The organism is Alloiococcus otitis ATCC 51267 (assembly GCF_000315445.1).
In the GTDB taxonomy this organism is placed as follows: Bacteria; Bacillota; Bacilli; order Lactobacillales; family Carnobacteriaceae_A; genus Alloiococcus; species Alloiococcus otitis.
In genome coordinates, this window is the sequence record NZ_JH992957.1 from 448,261 (window position 1) to 464,184 (window position 15,924).

Here is a 15,924-nt window from a genome sequence, read left to right on the forward strand (position 1 = left end):
TCCTAGGCAAAATCCTTATTATCCTGTAAACTTAGGTTAGTAAGTAGGAGGTAAAGAAAAGATGGTAAATTTTTGGCCCAACTTTATCCTGATATTTTTGTCTTGGTTCATTACTGCCATGGCCTTTAGCTTTGGCCAATTTGGATTAGTCTTGTCTTTAGCTTTTTTCCTAACCTTTTTTCTTTTACCAATATTAAGAAAGCCTTTTCGATCACTGGCTACCTGGCTCTTACCCCTCATGTTAGCTTTGTTATCCTTTGAGACTAACCAGCCAAGCTTTATCGTGTTGATTTTTATGTTTCTTTTTAGCTATTTAGTCAAGGACTTCAAGCACAATCAAGTGCTTTTATTTGCCCTTTATTCCTATACCCTAACCGCTATCCGCCTAGTTACTAGTTCCCATTGGCCTGCCTTAGCCGTTGTCAGCTTATCCTGGCTTTTCCTAGGTCTGGTTGCCTGGCATTACACTAGCCTGAAAGACCTAAACCAAAAGCAGGCTGGCCAGATCAGCCAACTTGAAGATCTCTTAACCATGCTTAAAAAAGAGTCAGTGGCCATGGATGACCATATCCGGCAAGAAGAACGAAACCGGCTAGCCCGGGAGATCCATGACTCTGTGGGACACCGGCTCACGGCCTTGTTAAAGCAATTGGAAGTCGCCCGTCTAAAAGAAGACGACCCCTCAACTAGGGGCCAACTAGCCCAATTAAAAAAACTAGCTCAGACTTCTTTATATGAAACCCGCATGGCCGTCCAAACCATGCAGACCGAAGAAGTGTCCGGCATTCCAGCTATTATCCAGCTCATCCGGAAGTTAGAAATAGAAAGTCAACTGAACTTGACCATCAAGTTGGGGGCAAATGTTTTAGGTCTATCCCTATCTAACGACCAGGCAGTAGCCATTTACCGGACTGTCCAGGAAGCTCTGACCAATATGATGCGCCATTCCCAGGTCAAAAAAGCTGAAATTACCATCAGCCTGGTCGCCAGCCGGGACATCCGCTTTCAGGTTGACCATCCCTTACAAAAACCGGTTAAAATTAAGGAGGGCTTTGGCCTGACCAATATAAGGAGCCGTTTGACTCAACTAAATGGCCACTTAACCCTCGACCAATCTGACCAGACCTTTTCAGTAATTGGCCAAATTCCTTTAGGAGGCTATATTCATGATTAAGATTTTACTAGCCGAAGACCAAGCCTTGGTCCGTGAAAGCTTGAAATTAATGATAGAAATGGACAGCGACCTCAAAGTGACCGGACTGGCTCAAAATGGCCAGGAAGCACTTGAACTTTGCCGAGACCAAGCCTTTGACCTGGCCTTACTCGACATCCGAATGCCAGTCATGACCGGCCTAGAAGCCGCTCGGACCATCCGAAAAAAGTGGCCAGATCTGATCATCCTAATGCTTACGACCTTTAATGATGAAGATTATGCCTTAGAAGCCCTGAAATATGGGGTGAGGGGTTACTTACTCAAAGATGGGGAGGCCGACCGTTTAACCCAGTCCATCAAGAGTGCCTATAAGGGAGGGCTGGTCTTAGAAGATCAGGTGGCAGCCAAGGTCTTACCCCAGTTAATCAAACAGGCTAGGCCCAGCCAGGTTAAGGACCAGGTTAAAACAGGTAACTTAACTGAAAGGGAATTACAAATCCTCACTTATCTTGGTCGAGGCTTGAGTAACCAGGAGATCAGCCAGGAATTATTTCTATCAGTTGGAACAGTGAAAAACTTGGTGTCCACTCTTTTGGACAAACTTGAATTGAGAGACCGAACCCAACTGGCTATCTATGCTATCCACAACAATATCACTTAAAGAGATGACTAAAGTCACATTAAGTCGTGACCGAGGGCAGTGTTTTGACTGCCCTTTTTTGGCTATACTCTAACTACATCAAAAAGAGAGAAGGGAAGACCATGTTAGAAGCTCGGCAAATCAATAAAAGCTTCAAAAAATTCCAAGCTGTCAAAGACCTCAGCCTTCATTTAGAAGAAGGGGAGTCAGTCGGTTTATTAGGTCCCAATGGGGCAGGTAAGTCAACGACTATATCTATTCTGTCTACCTTGATGCAAGCTAATTCAGGGAGCCTCATATACAAGGGTGAGGATTGCTTTAAAAATCCTAAACCTCTACGTCAGGCACTCGGTCTCGTTCCCCAAGAGATTGCCCTTTACCCAGAATTGACCGCCTATGAAAACTTAAAGTTTTTTGGCAAGGTCTATCAGTTAAAGGGAAAAGATTTAGAAGACCGGATCCAAACAATTCTGGAAGAAATTGGCCTAAAAGACCGGCAGAAGGAGAGGGTAACAAACTATTCAGGCGGAATGAAGCGGCGGTTAAATATCGGGGTAGCCCTGATACAGGCTCCTCAGATCTTAGTTATGGATGAGCCTACCGTGGGCATTGACCCCCAGTCCCGGAGTCATATCCTGGACATGGTTAAGAAGCTCAACCAGAGCCAAGGAATGACCGTCCTCTATACTAGTCACTACATGGAAGAAGTCGAAAAACTATGCGACCGGGTTTACATTATGGACCATGGGGAAATTATTGCAGCAGGAACGATCGATGATTTGAAAAGTATCCTCAATAATGAAAAGTCCATCCAAGTTGACCTGGTCCAAAAATCATCATCTTTTAAAGAAAAACTCCTCGACCAGGCCAATATCAACCAAGTCTTAGATACTGAGAGGGGTTATCAATTAATTGCCTCTAATGAAAAAGAAACCATGACCCAAGTCTTTGAGATAGCCCACCAATTAAATCTAGAAATCAACCGGCTTAGCATCCACAATCCTAGTTTAGAAGATGTCTTTCTACACTTGACTGGCCGCCGATTGCGGGATTAGGAGGGTTAGTATGTTTAACTTGATCAAAAAAGATATGCTCAACCTGGCTAGAAATAAGAGTGAGCTGATGGAATTACTCCTCATGCCGATGATTTTGATTCTTATTCTGGGCTTTGCCTTAGGGGGTATCTTGAGTGGGGACCAGGGCCTTGAGTCTTTTAAGGTAGGTTTGGTCAGCGATTCTTCCCCAAAAGAAGATCTAGAAAGCTTCCAGAAAGACCTCAGTCAAGCTGGCTACCCTGACCAAGCTCAAGAAAGTTTGCTGGAAGCTGCCAGAAATAACGACCCTCAAGCCCTCCTAGCCGACGTATTATCTTCACCTGACCTAGCTAACCTAGTGGAGATAGAAGAATTTTCGAATAAGGACCTAGCCAACCAGGCCTTAGAGGAAGAAGAAATTGTCTCCTACCTTTACTTCCCTGAAAACTTTAACCTCCACTACCTCCGGTCTATTTATCTAGGGGAGGATAGCCAAGCAAGACTAGACCTCCAGGCTAAAAACCAGCAAAGTTTCTATTCGAATTTATTTGCTGATCTAACCAAGCAGGTATTAGATGAATTTAACCTTCAAATCTCCTTGATGACGGCCAGCCAAGGTCAAGGACAAACCGATCAAAACCGAGACCAAATTGGAGCCATCCAAAGCTTGTCAGTTGAAGATCCCGTCACCGCTTTTCAATATTTCACCTTGGCTATGGGGGTGATGTTTGCCTTGCTTATCCCCGTCAGTGTGTCTTTAAACAGTTTTGAAGAAAAAAGAAACCACCTTTACGACCGCCTAACCATAGCTGGCCTACCCTGGTTGTCTTACCTCTTCAGCAAGTTTTTTGCCTCCTTCTTCTTGGCGCTTGGTCAATTGGCCATCTTATTCACCTTTTCCACCTTGTTTTTTGGAGTCTTTTCAGGTAAAGACCTGACTTTTTGGTTGGGCTTAGCTAGTTTAACTTTATTCTTTGCCCTAGTTGTAGCGAGTCTAGGGGCCCTTCTTGTCTCCCTAACTATAAGAACAAAGAAACGGACTGTGGCCAACAGTTTTAGTCTACTCGTTTTTATCTTTGCCTTGCTAGGCGGTAGCTTCTTCCCACTCGACCAGGTGTCTGATAGCTTAATCAAGATTGGAGAATGGACTCCAAATGGGGCAGCCTTGCAAGCTTACTTGCAGGCCTTACAGGGCTTTAGTCTCCAAGAAATATTCCCTACCATGCTAAGGTTAGGCCTGGTTGCAGCTGGGCTAGTCTTATTAGCCCTCACTATTTACCCTAAAAGGAGGATGACCTAAATGTTTAAGGTACTTGGAATCCAAATCAAACGCCTGTTGAAAAACCCAGTTATGTTTCTGGTTAATTTTGGCTTGACCCTGGCCTTTGTTCTTGTCATAGGGGCCAGTCAAGAACCAGCTCAAATTCAAGTTTCAACCTACACGAGTGACCTCCACCAGTCCGATTTAAACCAGACAGTCGAGAACTTAAACCAAAACGATTCCTTTAACTTTGAAATCATCCAAGCTGACCAGGCAAGAGAAGATTTGCGGATGAACCGAGTTCCCTTTGTCTTAGACCTTCAAAAAAACGACTACACCTTGTGGGTGGCTAGAGAAGATGGACAGGTCGACCTGGTCGATAACTATCTCAAACAAAAACTAGGACAGGAAGAAAGCATTAGACAGGTCCGTGACCAATTCCCCCAGGCTGAAATCGACCTTACCCCTACGATAAACTTAGAAAACCAATACCTAGAAGGAGAGGGGCAAGGGGGGCAAGCCTATCAATTTCAAGCCTTAATCGGACAAAGCTTGTTCTTTGTCACCCTCACTGTCTTTTTCTTACAGTCCCAGCTTCTTGAAGAAAGGACTTCTGGGGTTTGGAGCCGGCTGATTGTCTCCCCCTTGTCTAAGGTGCAGATTTACCTTGGCAACCTAGTCCACTATTACCTGGCAGGGGTCCTCCAATTGGTCTTATCATTCATCATCTTAACCAGGCTGCTAGGCATCGAGTTTGGTCCTGGTATTTATCCTATGGCAGTTGTTATCTTAGTCTTTCTCTTCGCCATCGTAGCTTTAGGCATCCTCCTAGTCAGTATTAGCCCCAGCTTGACAGCCTTAAATGCCTTGATCCCTATTGTGACTGTAGCCATGGCCATGTTAGGCGGAGCCTTTTGGCCACTAGAGATTGTATCCAACCGCTTCTTATTAACTTTAGCAGAATTTATCCCCATTAAACATGCCATGCAAGGGGCCTTATCTGCTATAAATGGTCAGCTAGAGCTAGGAGACCTGGGCCAGGTTATTCTTATCTTAGCCCTCATGGGTGTTCTCTTTATGGGGGTAGGATTGAATTTAATGGAAAGGCAGAGGGGACAGTAAGTTTAGCTTGCGACCTCGGTCTAGAATAGTGAAGAAAAGGATTGACAAAGCTAGCCATCCCTTTTACAATGTTGGAAGTTTGAGTAAAAATTATCTAACTGACTAAAGGGAGGAAGCAAAATGGATCAAACCAAGCCTATTATTGCTCTTGACTTTAACCACAAAAAGCAAATCCGTGATTTCCTAGCCTTATTTGCTGATGAAAAATTAAATATCAAAATTGGGATGGAAGCCTTCTATGCCAATGGTCCAAATATCGTGCATGAACTGATCCAAGGTCAGCACGATATTTTTTTGGACTTAAAACTTCACGACATCCCTAACACAGTCAAAAAGGCCATGAAAGTCTTAGCCCAGTTGGGGGTGGCGATGGTCAATGTCCATGCCCAAGGTGGACTGAAGATGATGGAGGCTGCTAAAGCAGGTTTAGAAGAAGGATGTAAGGGGAGGGGAGACCGGCCGAAATTAATTGCCGTCACCCAGTTGACCTCCCTTTCTGAGGAAGACTTCTCAAGGGACCAGGTGTCAACCCTTAGTCTAGAAGACTCCATCAACCACTTTGCCCGCCTGGCCAAGGAGGCTGGCTTAGACGGAGTGGTGTGCTCTCCACTGGAATCCTCTAGAATACACAAGGAACTTGGTCCAGACTTCTTAACCGTCACACCAGGCATCCGGCTTAAAACAGACCAGGGAGATGACCAAAGCCGGATTACAACACCTAGCCAGGCCCGAACTTACCAGAGTGACTATATCGTAGTGGGCCGGCCTATCACCCAAGCCAAGGATCCAAGGCTAGCCTATGAACAAATGTACCAAGCATGGAATAAACAAAAAGGAGAGAGATAAATGACAGCAAACAAGGCTAAGGCAGTTGCTAAGACATTGCTAGAGATTGGGGCGGTTTCACTTAGTCCCGACCAGCCTTTTACCTGGTCAAGTGGTCTTAAAACACCGATCTATTGCGATAACCGTTTAATAATGAGCCAGCCCCAAGCCAGGGACTTGATCGAAGACAGTCTGGTGGACTTGATCCAGAGCCACCACCCAGATGTGGAAGTGATTGCCGGGACTGCAACGGCCGGCATTCCCCATGCTGCCTTTATAGCAGACCGATTAAATTTACCTATGATTTATGTCCGGTCCAGCAAAAAAGGACATGGCAAGCAGAATGCTATTGAAGGCAGTTTCCATAAAGGGCAAAAGGTGGTCATGGTGGAGGACTTAATCTCAACTGGCGGCAGTGTCATCCAAGCGGCCCACAAGGTCAGCCAAGCTGGAGGACAAATTTTGGGTGTAGTTGCCATCTTTACTTACGGTCTAGCAAGTGGTCAGGAAGCCTTTAACCAAGTCGACTACCCCCTCCACACCTTAACTGATTACCCCTCATTGGTGGACTATGCTGTTCAAAACCATGACTTCAAGTCCCAAGAAAGAACCCTCAAGGCCTGGTACCAAGACCCTGAAGCCTGGTCTGACAGGGCCAAACAAGCTAATTAGTAAAAGAAGGAGTCGACCAAGATGAAAAGTAATGATAAAAGAGCCTTTATGGTTTCCCTGATTGGGGCAGGACTAGATGATGTCAATGTCATGTTCTTATCCTTTTCCCTGTCTACGATTATCTCCGAACTTAGTCTAAGTGGTTCCCAGGCAGGCTGGATTGGAACGATCACCAATCTGGGGATGCTTTTAGGTGGCCTAGTATTTGGGGTCTTGGGGGACCGTTATCATAGGTTTAATGTTTTAAAGATAACTATCCTTATCTTCAGTCTGGCTACCGGTTTAATTCCCTAGCCCAAAATATTTATGTTATCTACCTCCTTCGTTTTATAGCGGGTATTGGGGTAGGTGGCGAATATGGAGTTGCCATCTCCGTTATGGCCGGTATCGTTCCTCTCGAAAAGATGGGTCGAGTTTCTTCCTTAAACGGGATAGTCGGCCAGCTAGGCAGTATTGTTTCAGCCCTCCTAGCTGCCCTAGTTGCTCCATTTTTTGGCTGGCGGGGCTTGTTTTTAATGGGCCTCCTACCTATTCTTTTGGTCGTCTGGGCTCAATTTTTCATCAAGTCCGACCAAATTACCGAAGATGACCTGGGGGAGAAGCTAGAGGCAAAAGCAAGTCAAGCTAGCATCAAAGACTTGTTTGCCAGCAAGAATTTAACCAGGCTCACCCTATCCTTAATGATTATGGCGACTGTTCAAATAGCTGGTTATTTTGGCATGATGAACTGGTTGCCGACCATGATGCAAAGTCAGTTAGGAATTTCAGTTGGGGATTCCTCCCAGTGGATGGTAGCTACCATCCTAGGCATGTGCTTAGGAATGCTCGTCTTCGGTCAGATTTTCGACCGAATCGGCCCTCGCAAAAGTTTTGCCATCTTTTTAACCCTTTCAGCCTTATCCGTTTACCTTTTCACCTTGGTCCAAACTGGATTAGCCATGATTATCGGGGGAGCCATCGTTGGTTTCTTTGTTAACGGCATGTTCACCGGTTATGCTGCAGTGACCACCCAACTCTATCCCCAACGAATCCGGACTATTGCTAATAATACCATCTTAAACGTTGGACGGGCTGTCGGAGGTTTTTCTTCCGTCATCATTGGCTTCATCTTAGAGCGCTCGGGGGTCTCTATGGTTATGTTCTTCCTAGCTGGCCTCTACATCATCTCTCTTATCACCATGCTGTCTATCCCTCAATTAAAAGGAGACATGTATGCGAAATTAGTCCAAGCCATGAACAACCACTAAAGGTCTTGAATTAATTTTATTAAGACAAAGTAAAAAGAAAGCCCTGTTAGTCCCCAGTAAGAAGGGGCTAACAGGGCTTTATGCTATAATTAAACAAGATCAAAAATTTCCGCTAGCTTACGGTAAGAGGCCACCCTAGCTTCATTGTCATAGATAGGGGAGTAGGCCATGATTTCGTCGATACCAAGTTTATCAACTTCATCTTCCAGTATTTCTTTGACTTGTTCCTTGCTGCCAACAACCGCAAAGCGTTTATCCAGGTAGCGGTCAACGAAGGCCTGCTCTTCTTGGCTAAATTCATAATCTTTAACTTGGTCAGGGTGGTGAATGGGGATCATTTTACCAGCCCGGATGGACATCAAGTTCATGATCACTGGTTTGAAGTGGTAGAAGGCTTCTTCTTCTGTATCAGCGACAATAATCATATAAGAAACAATGATTTCAGGCTTGTCAAAGAAAACAGAAGGCTTGAAATTATTCCGGTAAAGTTTGAAAATTTCCGGATCGGTTTCAATGCCAAAGAACTTGGCAAAACTGTAACCCAAACCGAGTTCTGCTGTTTTTGTAGCTGACTGGCCAGAAGACCCCAGCATCCAAGGTTGGGGCAGGTGGCTTAAACCTTTAGGGGCAGCTTCTGTTCGACCGTAAAATCGTTCCGGTTTTTCATCACTCAAGTAGTCTAGAATGACTTGGACCTTGTTGTAAAGGTCGTCAAAAGTCTGGGACTGGCCTTCAGCCAAGGCTAAGATTTCGTTGGGGCCAGCTCCCGGTGCCCGGCCAAGACCGATGTCAGCCCGACCAGGTGCCAAGGCATCCATGGTTCTGACATTTTCAGCAATTTTAAGCGGGGAATAGTGCATAATCATGGTCCCACCAGTCCCCAAACGTAAGTTGTCAGTTAATGCTGACATGTGGGTAGCTATTAATTCAGGTGATACAGAGGCGTAGTAAGTTGTATTGTGGTGTTCAGCAAACCAATAGCGGGTATAGTTCAATTTGTCAATTTCTTGAACAAATTGACGGGTCCGGTCATAAACTTCTTCTGGTGTTTCACCATCTTTATAAGTCATCAAGTCGTGGACACTTAGTCTCATGTTATCAATCCTTTCAACCCCCATTATAAGCTAAACGGTTACAGGATTCACGTCAAGACACTTATTACAAGTAAGTTACTATAAAGAAAAGACTGGATTCATTTATTTATAATATATAAAGAAAATTGATTAAAATTAAATTATTTTATAAGATTGCATTACCATCACAACTGTATGGTGCATTAAAGCATGCCAGCCACGCCAAAATTTAAGGAAAGAAGGACCAAGATGATCAAAATGAACCGCAATACCAGCCCCATATCTCCCTTTCAACCTGCCCATATCCAAAGAGCCCTGGAGAAGACCCAGGTCAACCAATATCCAGGAGCTGAACTTGACCGATTTAAGGAAAATTACAGCCGACTAACCGGTCTGCCTAGTGACCAAATAGCAGTGGCCAATGGTTCAGATGAATGGGTCAAACGCTTAGTCCGTTTTTTTGGAGGTCACGGGCCCATCCTAACTTTTTACCCGGACTTTATCATGTACTTCAAATATTCCCGCCAATACCAGGTTGATTTACGGTCCATTCCAGCTGATGAAAGCTTTGACTTCCATATTGATCAAGCCCTAGACCGCATTCAAAAAGTCAAACCTAAGCTATTTATTTTCTCAAGCCCCAACAACCCAACCGGCAAACAATTTTCTCAAACTGAAATCCAGGCCCTGGCTGATAGGATGATAGAAATAGGAGGCTACCTGGTTATCGATGAAGCCTATATTGAATTTGGCCAGGACTACAAGCGACCGACAGGCAGCCATGTCCTCATCTTGCGAACCATGTCTAAAATGTATGGGATGGCCGGCCTTCGTTTGGGGATTCTTTATGGGAAGGGAGACATATTTGACCAGGTTACTGGTCTCGGTAAAAGTCCCTTTCCGATTAGTCATTTAAACTTAAATTTAGCTAGTGAATTCATGGAGGATACAAATCATTTAAAAGATTTTATTAACTACCAGCTGGAGTCTAGAAAGACCCTAGTTGAGACCATGGCTAAGGTCAAGAACTTGGTAAATATTAAAGAAACAGCTGCTAACTTTACCTTTACCTATGGCAGTAAGGCCCAAGACTTAGCCCGCTATCTAGGTCAAAAAGGCTATGTTATTGGTTCTTTTGACGATGACCCCTTAAAACAAGCCTTTCGCTATTCCATTATCCAAAACAAGGACTATCCAAGACTAGCCATGGATTTAGAAGAATGGAAGGCAGGTAATGTTTAATAATTCACAAACTCCCATCTCAAATACTAGTCTTGTTTCTTTGCCTTGGTCAGACAAGGCAAGCTTGATATAATAAATAAGGATAGTCTTATAACTTTGGTCACAAAACCGAGTTTATAAGCCTTATTTAGAAAGGTTGGAGATGGATGACCCAAGATGCGATTGTCTTAAAAGGTGTTAAGGTAAACAATCTCAAAAACCTGAATTTAGAAATACCAAAAAATCAATTAGTTGTCGTCACCGGTGTTTCTGGATCAGGTAAGTCTTCCTTGGTTTTTGACACTATTGCTGCCGAGTCCAAACGGCAAATGAACAAAAACTACCCCATGTATTTAAGAAGACGGATGGAGTTGATTGAAAGACCCGATGCCCAAGAAATGACCAATTTGACCCCATCTTTAGTCATCAACCAAAAGAATTTGACTGGTGGAAGTCGGTCTAACGTCCAAACCGCCTTAGACCTGGCTCCCTTGATCCGGCTCTTGTTTTCCCGGATTGGCCAGCCCAGTGTGGGAGAAGCATCTGCTTACCGGAAGAATGACCCTCAAGGCAGGTGTGACCAGTGCCAGGGCAGGGGGGAGATCCGCCAGGTTGACAAGGAAGCCTTGGTGAACCCAGAATCTACTTTAGCAGAGAATGGCATTAATTTTAAACCCATTGGCGGGTCTTGGCAGAAGTCAATTTTTGTTGAGTCCGGCCTCTTTGATCCTGACAAAAAATTGAAAGACTATAGTAAAAAAGAGTGGCATAACCTCCTCTATGGACCCGACCAAGACTATAAAGTATTCTTTAATAGTGACAAAACTGGCCAGTCGTTTACCGAAACTTACGAGGGCCTAATTCCCCGCTTTGAACGACTCTATTTAAACCGGGATATTTCACGACTTTCTAAAAAAGTTCAAGAGGAAACAGAAGCTAAAATTATCAGCCAGCCTTGCCCTAAATGCCAGGCTTCTGGCTACAGCCAAGAAGTTTTGCATTCAACCATTAACGGCTGCAATATTGTCGACTATTCCCAGATGGAAATGGACCAATTAAGCCAAGAATTGCAAAAAGTTGAAGGTCAGATGGGGGAAGGACTGGCCCAGCAAATCCTCACCGTTGTCAAGACCATGGAAGAGGCAGGAATTGGCTACTTAACTCTTGACCGTCCTATCTCTAGCCTGTCTGGAGGGGAACGACAACGGCTAAAACTGGTGGCCAACTTGACCTCTAGCTTAAACAATATGACCTATATCCTAGATGAACCCTCTGCAGGACTCCACCCTTATGATAGCCGGAAAATTAAAGACCTCCTGCTAGAGATAAAAGCCAATCATAACTCTTTAATTGTGGTTGAACACAACCGAGACATTATGGCCATGGCAGATTGGATCATTGACATGGGACCAAAAGCCGGATCCAAAGGAGGTCAAGTGATTTTTCAAGGTCGCTACCAAGACCTCTTAGAGTCTGATACCAAGACTGGTCAATATTTAAGACGTCCACAGCAATTTGCCGAGCCAGGCGTCCAAAACTTTGAAGAATTTATCCAGGTGGAAGGAGCTAGCCACAATAATTTAAAAAATATCGACGTTAAGTTTCCTCTAGGAGCCTTTAGCATGGTCACTGGCCTGGCCGGATCTGGCAAAACCTCCCTAATCCAGGGAGAGGTCTTAAAGGCTTATCCCCAAGCTATCTACCTGTCCCAAGCTGGTATTGGCATTTCTTCACGGTCCACGCCTGCTACCTATCTTAATATTATGGACAAGATCCGGAATTTATTTGCCCAAGAAAATGAAGTTGACCCGGGCTTGTTTTCCTTTAACTCCAAAGGGGCTTGCCCGGTTTGTGGCGGCAAGGGAGTCCTTGAACCCGATGTAGCCTTTGCAGACCCCATCAGTTTTGTCTGCGACCATTGCCAGGGAACACGCTATTCCAATGAGGCCCGGACTTACACCTACCAGGGTCAGTCAATAGTCGACGTCCTCAATTTAACAGTCAATGACGCATTAGATTTTTTTGCTGGCCAGGAAAAAATTACCCAGCCATTAAGCTTGCTAGAAGACGTTGGCTTAGACTACCTAACACTAGGCCAGGCCACCTCAAGTCTTTCTGGTGGTGAACTCCAGCGGTTAAAACTAGGGTCAGAACTGCAAAAAGAGGGGAAAATTTATATCCTAGACGAACCCAGCTCTGGTTTACACCTAGCTGACGTTGACCAATTGCTGAACTTAATTCATTACCTTATCCAACAAGGTAATACTGTTATTGCCATTGACCACCACGCTAGTCTCATGCTAGATGCTGATTGGTTAGTTGACCTAGGGCCGGGACCAGGACGACAAGGCGGTGACTTGCTTTACCAAGGCCCAGCCAAGGGTATCCTAAATGTTCAGGAGTCGTATACTGGGCAGTATTTGAAAGAGATTACTCAAGGAGATAATAAGCAATCATTTGACGGATGACTAAAAATTTGAAGAAAAACCAGTCATCAAATTGAAAATAACTTGATTAAAAGGAATTTGAATTTCTTTTGCCCCTGATTCACCCCAAAATCACCGAGAGGGGGGAGGATTTGCCTTTCAAAAGAAAAAATTGGAAGGTGAATTTTTTCTTTTTTATTTTAGTTTACATAATATATATTATACAAAGTTAATAGCCAATAACTATTTTTAAAAGTGACAAGCAAAACCCATTTCTACCCCTCTTCTAAGACTTTCCAGCTCTTTTTGGGTCGGATTTCAAATTTATTCAAGTCATATCCAAGTCACGGTGAAACTTTTCCATTTTTAAAAAGATAGCAGCTAATTTGAATGTATTGAATGAGTCACAGGATTGTCTATCCCTTTGTTAGCCATACTTTTTTATTGAGCCAAGTTGCCTTAAATGGCACTATCTGTATGTTATGAATGATCAATTCAACCATCAGCTATCCATTTATACATAGCAGGATATCGATTGCTAATTGTAGGAATCTAGCATTAATCCAATAATACATTTTCCTTGATATCTAAAAAATAAAATTAACTAGACCAGTTTTTAAGGGTTATTCCCTACAGTTAGTTTTAATTTCTATCCATTATGTTTTCTAGATTTCTAGAGATGTTAAAAGACCAAGTCTTTTAAAGGACTTGGTCTGAATTGATTTTTAGTTATAGTTTTATAACAAGACCTCAAGCTTCTTGCCTTTCAAGTCTTGGACCTCCCACTTGAGCAAGGCTAAGTGACCATCAGATTCCTGGTCTATTTTATTGATCCATTCTATTTCATTGTTAGCCCGAGCTTTTAAGACATCATTACTGGGTTGGCTAGCATAGAAACTGGAATTGACCACCCACCACTTGGAGTATATATTGGCTCTTGTAAGATCTTCTTGTAAGCGTTTAGCTTCATAGTAAGGGGTTGCTTCAGCTAGGCTGACAATGATGACTTCTGTCTGGTTTTTATCGGTCAAAACTGGGAGTAGTCTTTGGACTGCCTCTGGAACTTGGCCTTGGGTCCGGGCAATTTCTTGGTTATAGGACTGGGTAGACTCTAAGAGCAATAAGGTATGACCCGTTGGGGCTGTGTCGATCACAACCACTTCGTCTTGAGATCGGTCAACAATCTCAGCAAAGGCCCGGAAGACGGCAATCTCTTGAGTACATGGACTTCTCAAGTCTTCCTTAATGTAGTCTAAGTCGTCTTCAGACAAGTCTTGTCTAGCAGAGGATAAGACTTCTTCTTGGTAGTCAGCCAGCACTTGGTCTTGGTCAATGTGGCTGATGGTAATTCCATAATCGCCATCGATCACGTTGGACAGGTGGTCAGCAGGGTCAGTTGTGGTTAAGTGAACTTTCTTGCCTTTTTTAGCCAGTTCAATGGCAACTGTTGCGGCAATCGTTGTCTTGCCAACTCCCCCTTTCCCCATAGTGAAGATGACCTTCTTATCCTTATCATAAAGGTCTTGAATGACGGCATTCAAACCTGGTAAGTCAGGTCTAACGGCCCCGGTTTCCAGGTCTTGGGGAGCCTGGTCTTGGAAAAAGGCTCGTAAGTTATTGATACCAGTCATGTTATTAGCCTTCAAGGGAACTTGGTAGGTCGGCAAGTCTAGCAAGTTTTCTGGCATATTGTCCAAAGCTCGCCCCTGGCTATCATAAATAGCCTGAGACAAGTCGTCATCACATGAAGTTAGGAGCCCATTAATAATCAATATTTGTTGGTTCATCCCGACCTCTTTTAATTCCAGACTAGCTCTCTCCCCTTCTTTCAGGGCTGGCTCTTCCGGTCTGGCGACCAAAAAGAGGCTTGTTCGGTCGCCATCAGCTAAGTTGGCCACTGCTTCTTGGTAGAGGCCTTTCTTATCTTCTAAACCAGACAATTGGCCTAGGCAGGAAGCTCCGTGTTCAGACTGGTCAATAAAGCTAGCCCAAGCTGATGGCAATTGCAACATTCGCAAAGTATGACCTGTGGGAGCTGTATCAAAGAGGATGTGGTCGTAGGCTGAAGCAGCTTCTTTGTCAGTAATAAAGGAAGAAAATTCATTAAAAGCAGCAATTTCAACGGTACAAGGACCAGAAAGTTGTTCTTCCAAATTATCAACCATGGCTTGGGGCAGGTCACCTTTATAAGGACCGATCACACTATCCTTATATTCTTGAGCTGCCTGGTTAGGGTCTAAGTTGGTCACAGTTAAACCAGGGACTTGGTTGATTTTAACCCCCTTGTTGTCCAAGTCGGTCTCAAAAATATCCTGCAAGTTTGAAGCTGGGTCAGTCGAAACTAAAAGGATATTCTTACCCAAGTCTGCTAATTTAACAGCAATGGCTGAGGCAATTGAAGTTTTACCGACGCCTCCCTTGCCGGTGAAAAATAGATACTTATTCAAGTCCATATTTTCCAAGTTCAGTTCTTTAAACATAATTTCCCTCCTCGCCTTGCTGGCGATTAGTGTGCTTTTGCCTTAATATAGTCTTCTGGTACGTCTAAATATTGGATAAATTCCTGGTCGCTAGGATAGTCTTTTGTCTTGACAACCTCATCATTGACAACAGTGACTGGTAGGATATCGACCCCTTTTTTATTTAACAACTTTTTGATGGTTTGGTTGTGGATAAATATTTTAGGATCACTGGCAGGGTTGTGCCGGGTAACCTTAACCCCATTTTGGTCCAAGTTATCAATAATAGTAGCCACTCGGAGTAAGTTTTTGTCGACAGAAGGCCCACATACTCCGGTTGAACAGCACATGGCTGGGTCAAAAATAGTCATTTGATTCATGTTATACCTCCTATGGGTCAAATTGGGGACTTTTCTTTACAAATACATTCTTCTGTTTGATTAAACATCTGCATTAAGTCAATTATAATTTCAGTGCATTTAGGTTGATTGAGTGAATAATAATTCCACTGTCCTTGCTTTCTAACTTTCACTAGGTCAGATTTTGATAATATATTCACATGATGAGATAACGTTGGTTGACTAAAGTTAAAGTGTTCCAAAAGGTCACAAGCACATTGTTCCCCACAAGATAGTATATCAATAATCTTTAATCTATTGGGGTTAGCTAGGGCTTTAATAAGAGATGATTGAGCAATATAATCCATAAAACACCTCCTCACTAGATAGATAAGTCTCTATGTAAAGTATAATACTCACAAAGAATAATAGCAAGGAAAAGTCTTACTTGCG

Annotated in this window: 13 protein-coding genes and 1 pseudogene; 10 read left to right on the plus strand and 4 right to left on the minus strand. The window is 43.6% G+C overall.

All coding sequences use genetic code 11. From position 1 onward, the window contains the following. Window positions 1-61: 61 nt before the first annotated feature. The 8 genes and pseudogenes from HMPREF9698_RS02110 (at window position 62) to HMPREF9698_RS02145 (ending at window position 7,954) form a co-directional block, all read left to right on the plus strand. Window positions 62-1,174, plus strand: a complete 1,113-nt coding sequence (locus tag HMPREF9698_RS02110; protein ID WP_003776846.1) for a sensor histidine kinase — start codon at window positions 62-64, stop codon at window positions 1,172-1,174. Then, a complete protein-coding gene (locus HMPREF9698_RS02115) occupies window positions 1,167-1,814 on the plus strand; it encodes a response regulator (protein WP_003776848.1) in 648 nt (215 codons plus the stop codon). The genes HMPREF9698_RS02110 and HMPREF9698_RS02115 overlap by 8 nt, the downstream gene beginning before the upstream one ends. A gap of 101 nt (window positions 1,815-1,915) precedes the next feature. After that, window positions 1,916-2,848 carry a daunorubicin resistance protein DrrA family ABC transporter ATP-binding protein gene (locus tag HMPREF9698_RS02120; protein WP_003776850.1) on the plus strand — a complete coding sequence of 311 codons (933 nt, stop codon included), beginning with the start codon at window positions 1,916-1,918 and terminating at the stop codon, window positions 2,846-2,848. 10 nt (window positions 2,849-2,858) lie between these two features. Continuing rightward, complete coding sequence (locus HMPREF9698_RS02125) at window positions 2,859-4,127, plus strand: ABC transporter permease (RefSeq protein ID WP_003776851.1); 1,269 nt, start codon at window positions 2,859-2,861, stop codon at window positions 4,125-4,127. Beyond that, entirely contained in the window at window positions 4,128-5,210 is a 1,083-nt protein-coding gene (locus HMPREF9698_RS08365) for an ABC transporter permease (protein ID WP_003776853.1), read from the plus strand. Between the two features lie 120 nt (window positions 5,211-5,330). Beyond that, the gene (gene pyrF, locus HMPREF9698_RS02135; RefSeq protein WP_003776855.1) at window positions 5,331-6,056 is read left to right on the plus strand and encodes an orotidine-5'-phosphate decarboxylase; all 726 of its coding nucleotides are present in this window, start codon (window positions 5,331-5,333) and stop codon (window positions 6,054-6,056) included. Continuing rightward, window positions 6,057-6,707 carry an orotate phosphoribosyltransferase gene (gene pyrE, locus HMPREF9698_RS02140; protein ID WP_003776857.1) on the plus strand — a complete coding sequence of 217 codons (651 nt, stop codon included), beginning with the start codon at window positions 6,057-6,059 and terminating at the stop codon, window positions 6,705-6,707. A 21-nt stretch (window positions 6,708-6,728) separates the two neighbouring features. Beyond that, a pseudogene (locus HMPREF9698_RS02145) lies at window positions 6,729-7,954 on the plus strand (MFS transporter). An 89-nt stretch (window positions 7,955-8,043) separates the two neighbouring features. On the opposite strand, the gene HMPREF9698_RS02150 reads toward HMPREF9698_RS02145, so the two are convergent. After that, window positions 8,044-9,048, minus strand: coding sequence for an MsnO8 family LLM class oxidoreductase (locus tag HMPREF9698_RS02150; RefSeq protein ID WP_003776862.1), 1,005 nt, complete (start codon window positions 9,046-9,048; stop codon window positions 8,044-8,046). A gap of 228 nt (window positions 9,049-9,276) precedes the next feature. Between HMPREF9698_RS02150 and HMPREF9698_RS02155 the strand changes: the two genes are divergently transcribed. Both HMPREF9698_RS02155 and HMPREF9698_RS02160 read left to right on the plus strand, forming a co-directional pair. Beyond that, on the plus strand, window positions 9,277-10,269 hold the full coding sequence (locus tag HMPREF9698_RS02155) for a pyridoxal phosphate-dependent aminotransferase (RefSeq protein ID WP_003776864.1): 993 nt from the start codon (window positions 9,277-9,279) through the stop codon (window positions 10,267-10,269). A 146-nt stretch (window positions 10,270-10,415) separates the two neighbouring features. After that, the gene (locus HMPREF9698_RS02160; RefSeq protein ID WP_003776866.1) at window positions 10,416-12,716 is read left to right on the plus strand and encodes an ATP-binding cassette domain-containing protein; all 2,301 of its coding nucleotides are present in this window, start codon (window positions 10,416-10,418) and stop codon (window positions 12,714-12,716) included. A 695-nt stretch (window positions 12,717-13,411) separates the two neighbouring features. On the opposite strand, the gene arsA is transcribed toward HMPREF9698_RS02160, so the two are convergent. From arsA to HMPREF9698_RS02175, 3 genes are read right to left on the minus strand one after another with little or no spacing between them, the layout of a single operon-like run. Then, the gene (gene arsA / locus HMPREF9698_RS02165; RefSeq protein WP_003776867.1) at window positions 13,412-15,154 is read right to left on the minus strand and encodes an arsenical pump-driving ATPase; all 1,743 of its coding nucleotides are present in this window, start codon (window positions 15,152-15,154) and stop codon (window positions 13,412-13,414) included. Between the two features lie 26 nt (window positions 15,155-15,180). After that, the gene (arsD, locus tag HMPREF9698_RS02170; protein ID WP_003776870.1) at window positions 15,181-15,513 is read right to left on the minus strand and encodes an arsenite efflux transporter metallochaperone ArsD; all 333 of its coding nucleotides are present in this window, start codon (window positions 15,511-15,513) and stop codon (window positions 15,181-15,183) included. A gap of 17 nt (window positions 15,514-15,530) precedes the next feature. Next, complete coding sequence (locus HMPREF9698_RS02175; protein ID WP_003776872.1) at window positions 15,531-15,839, minus strand: ArsR/SmtB family transcription factor; 309 nt, start codon at window positions 15,837-15,839, stop codon at window positions 15,531-15,533. Window positions 15,840-15,924 lie beyond the last annotated feature (85 nt).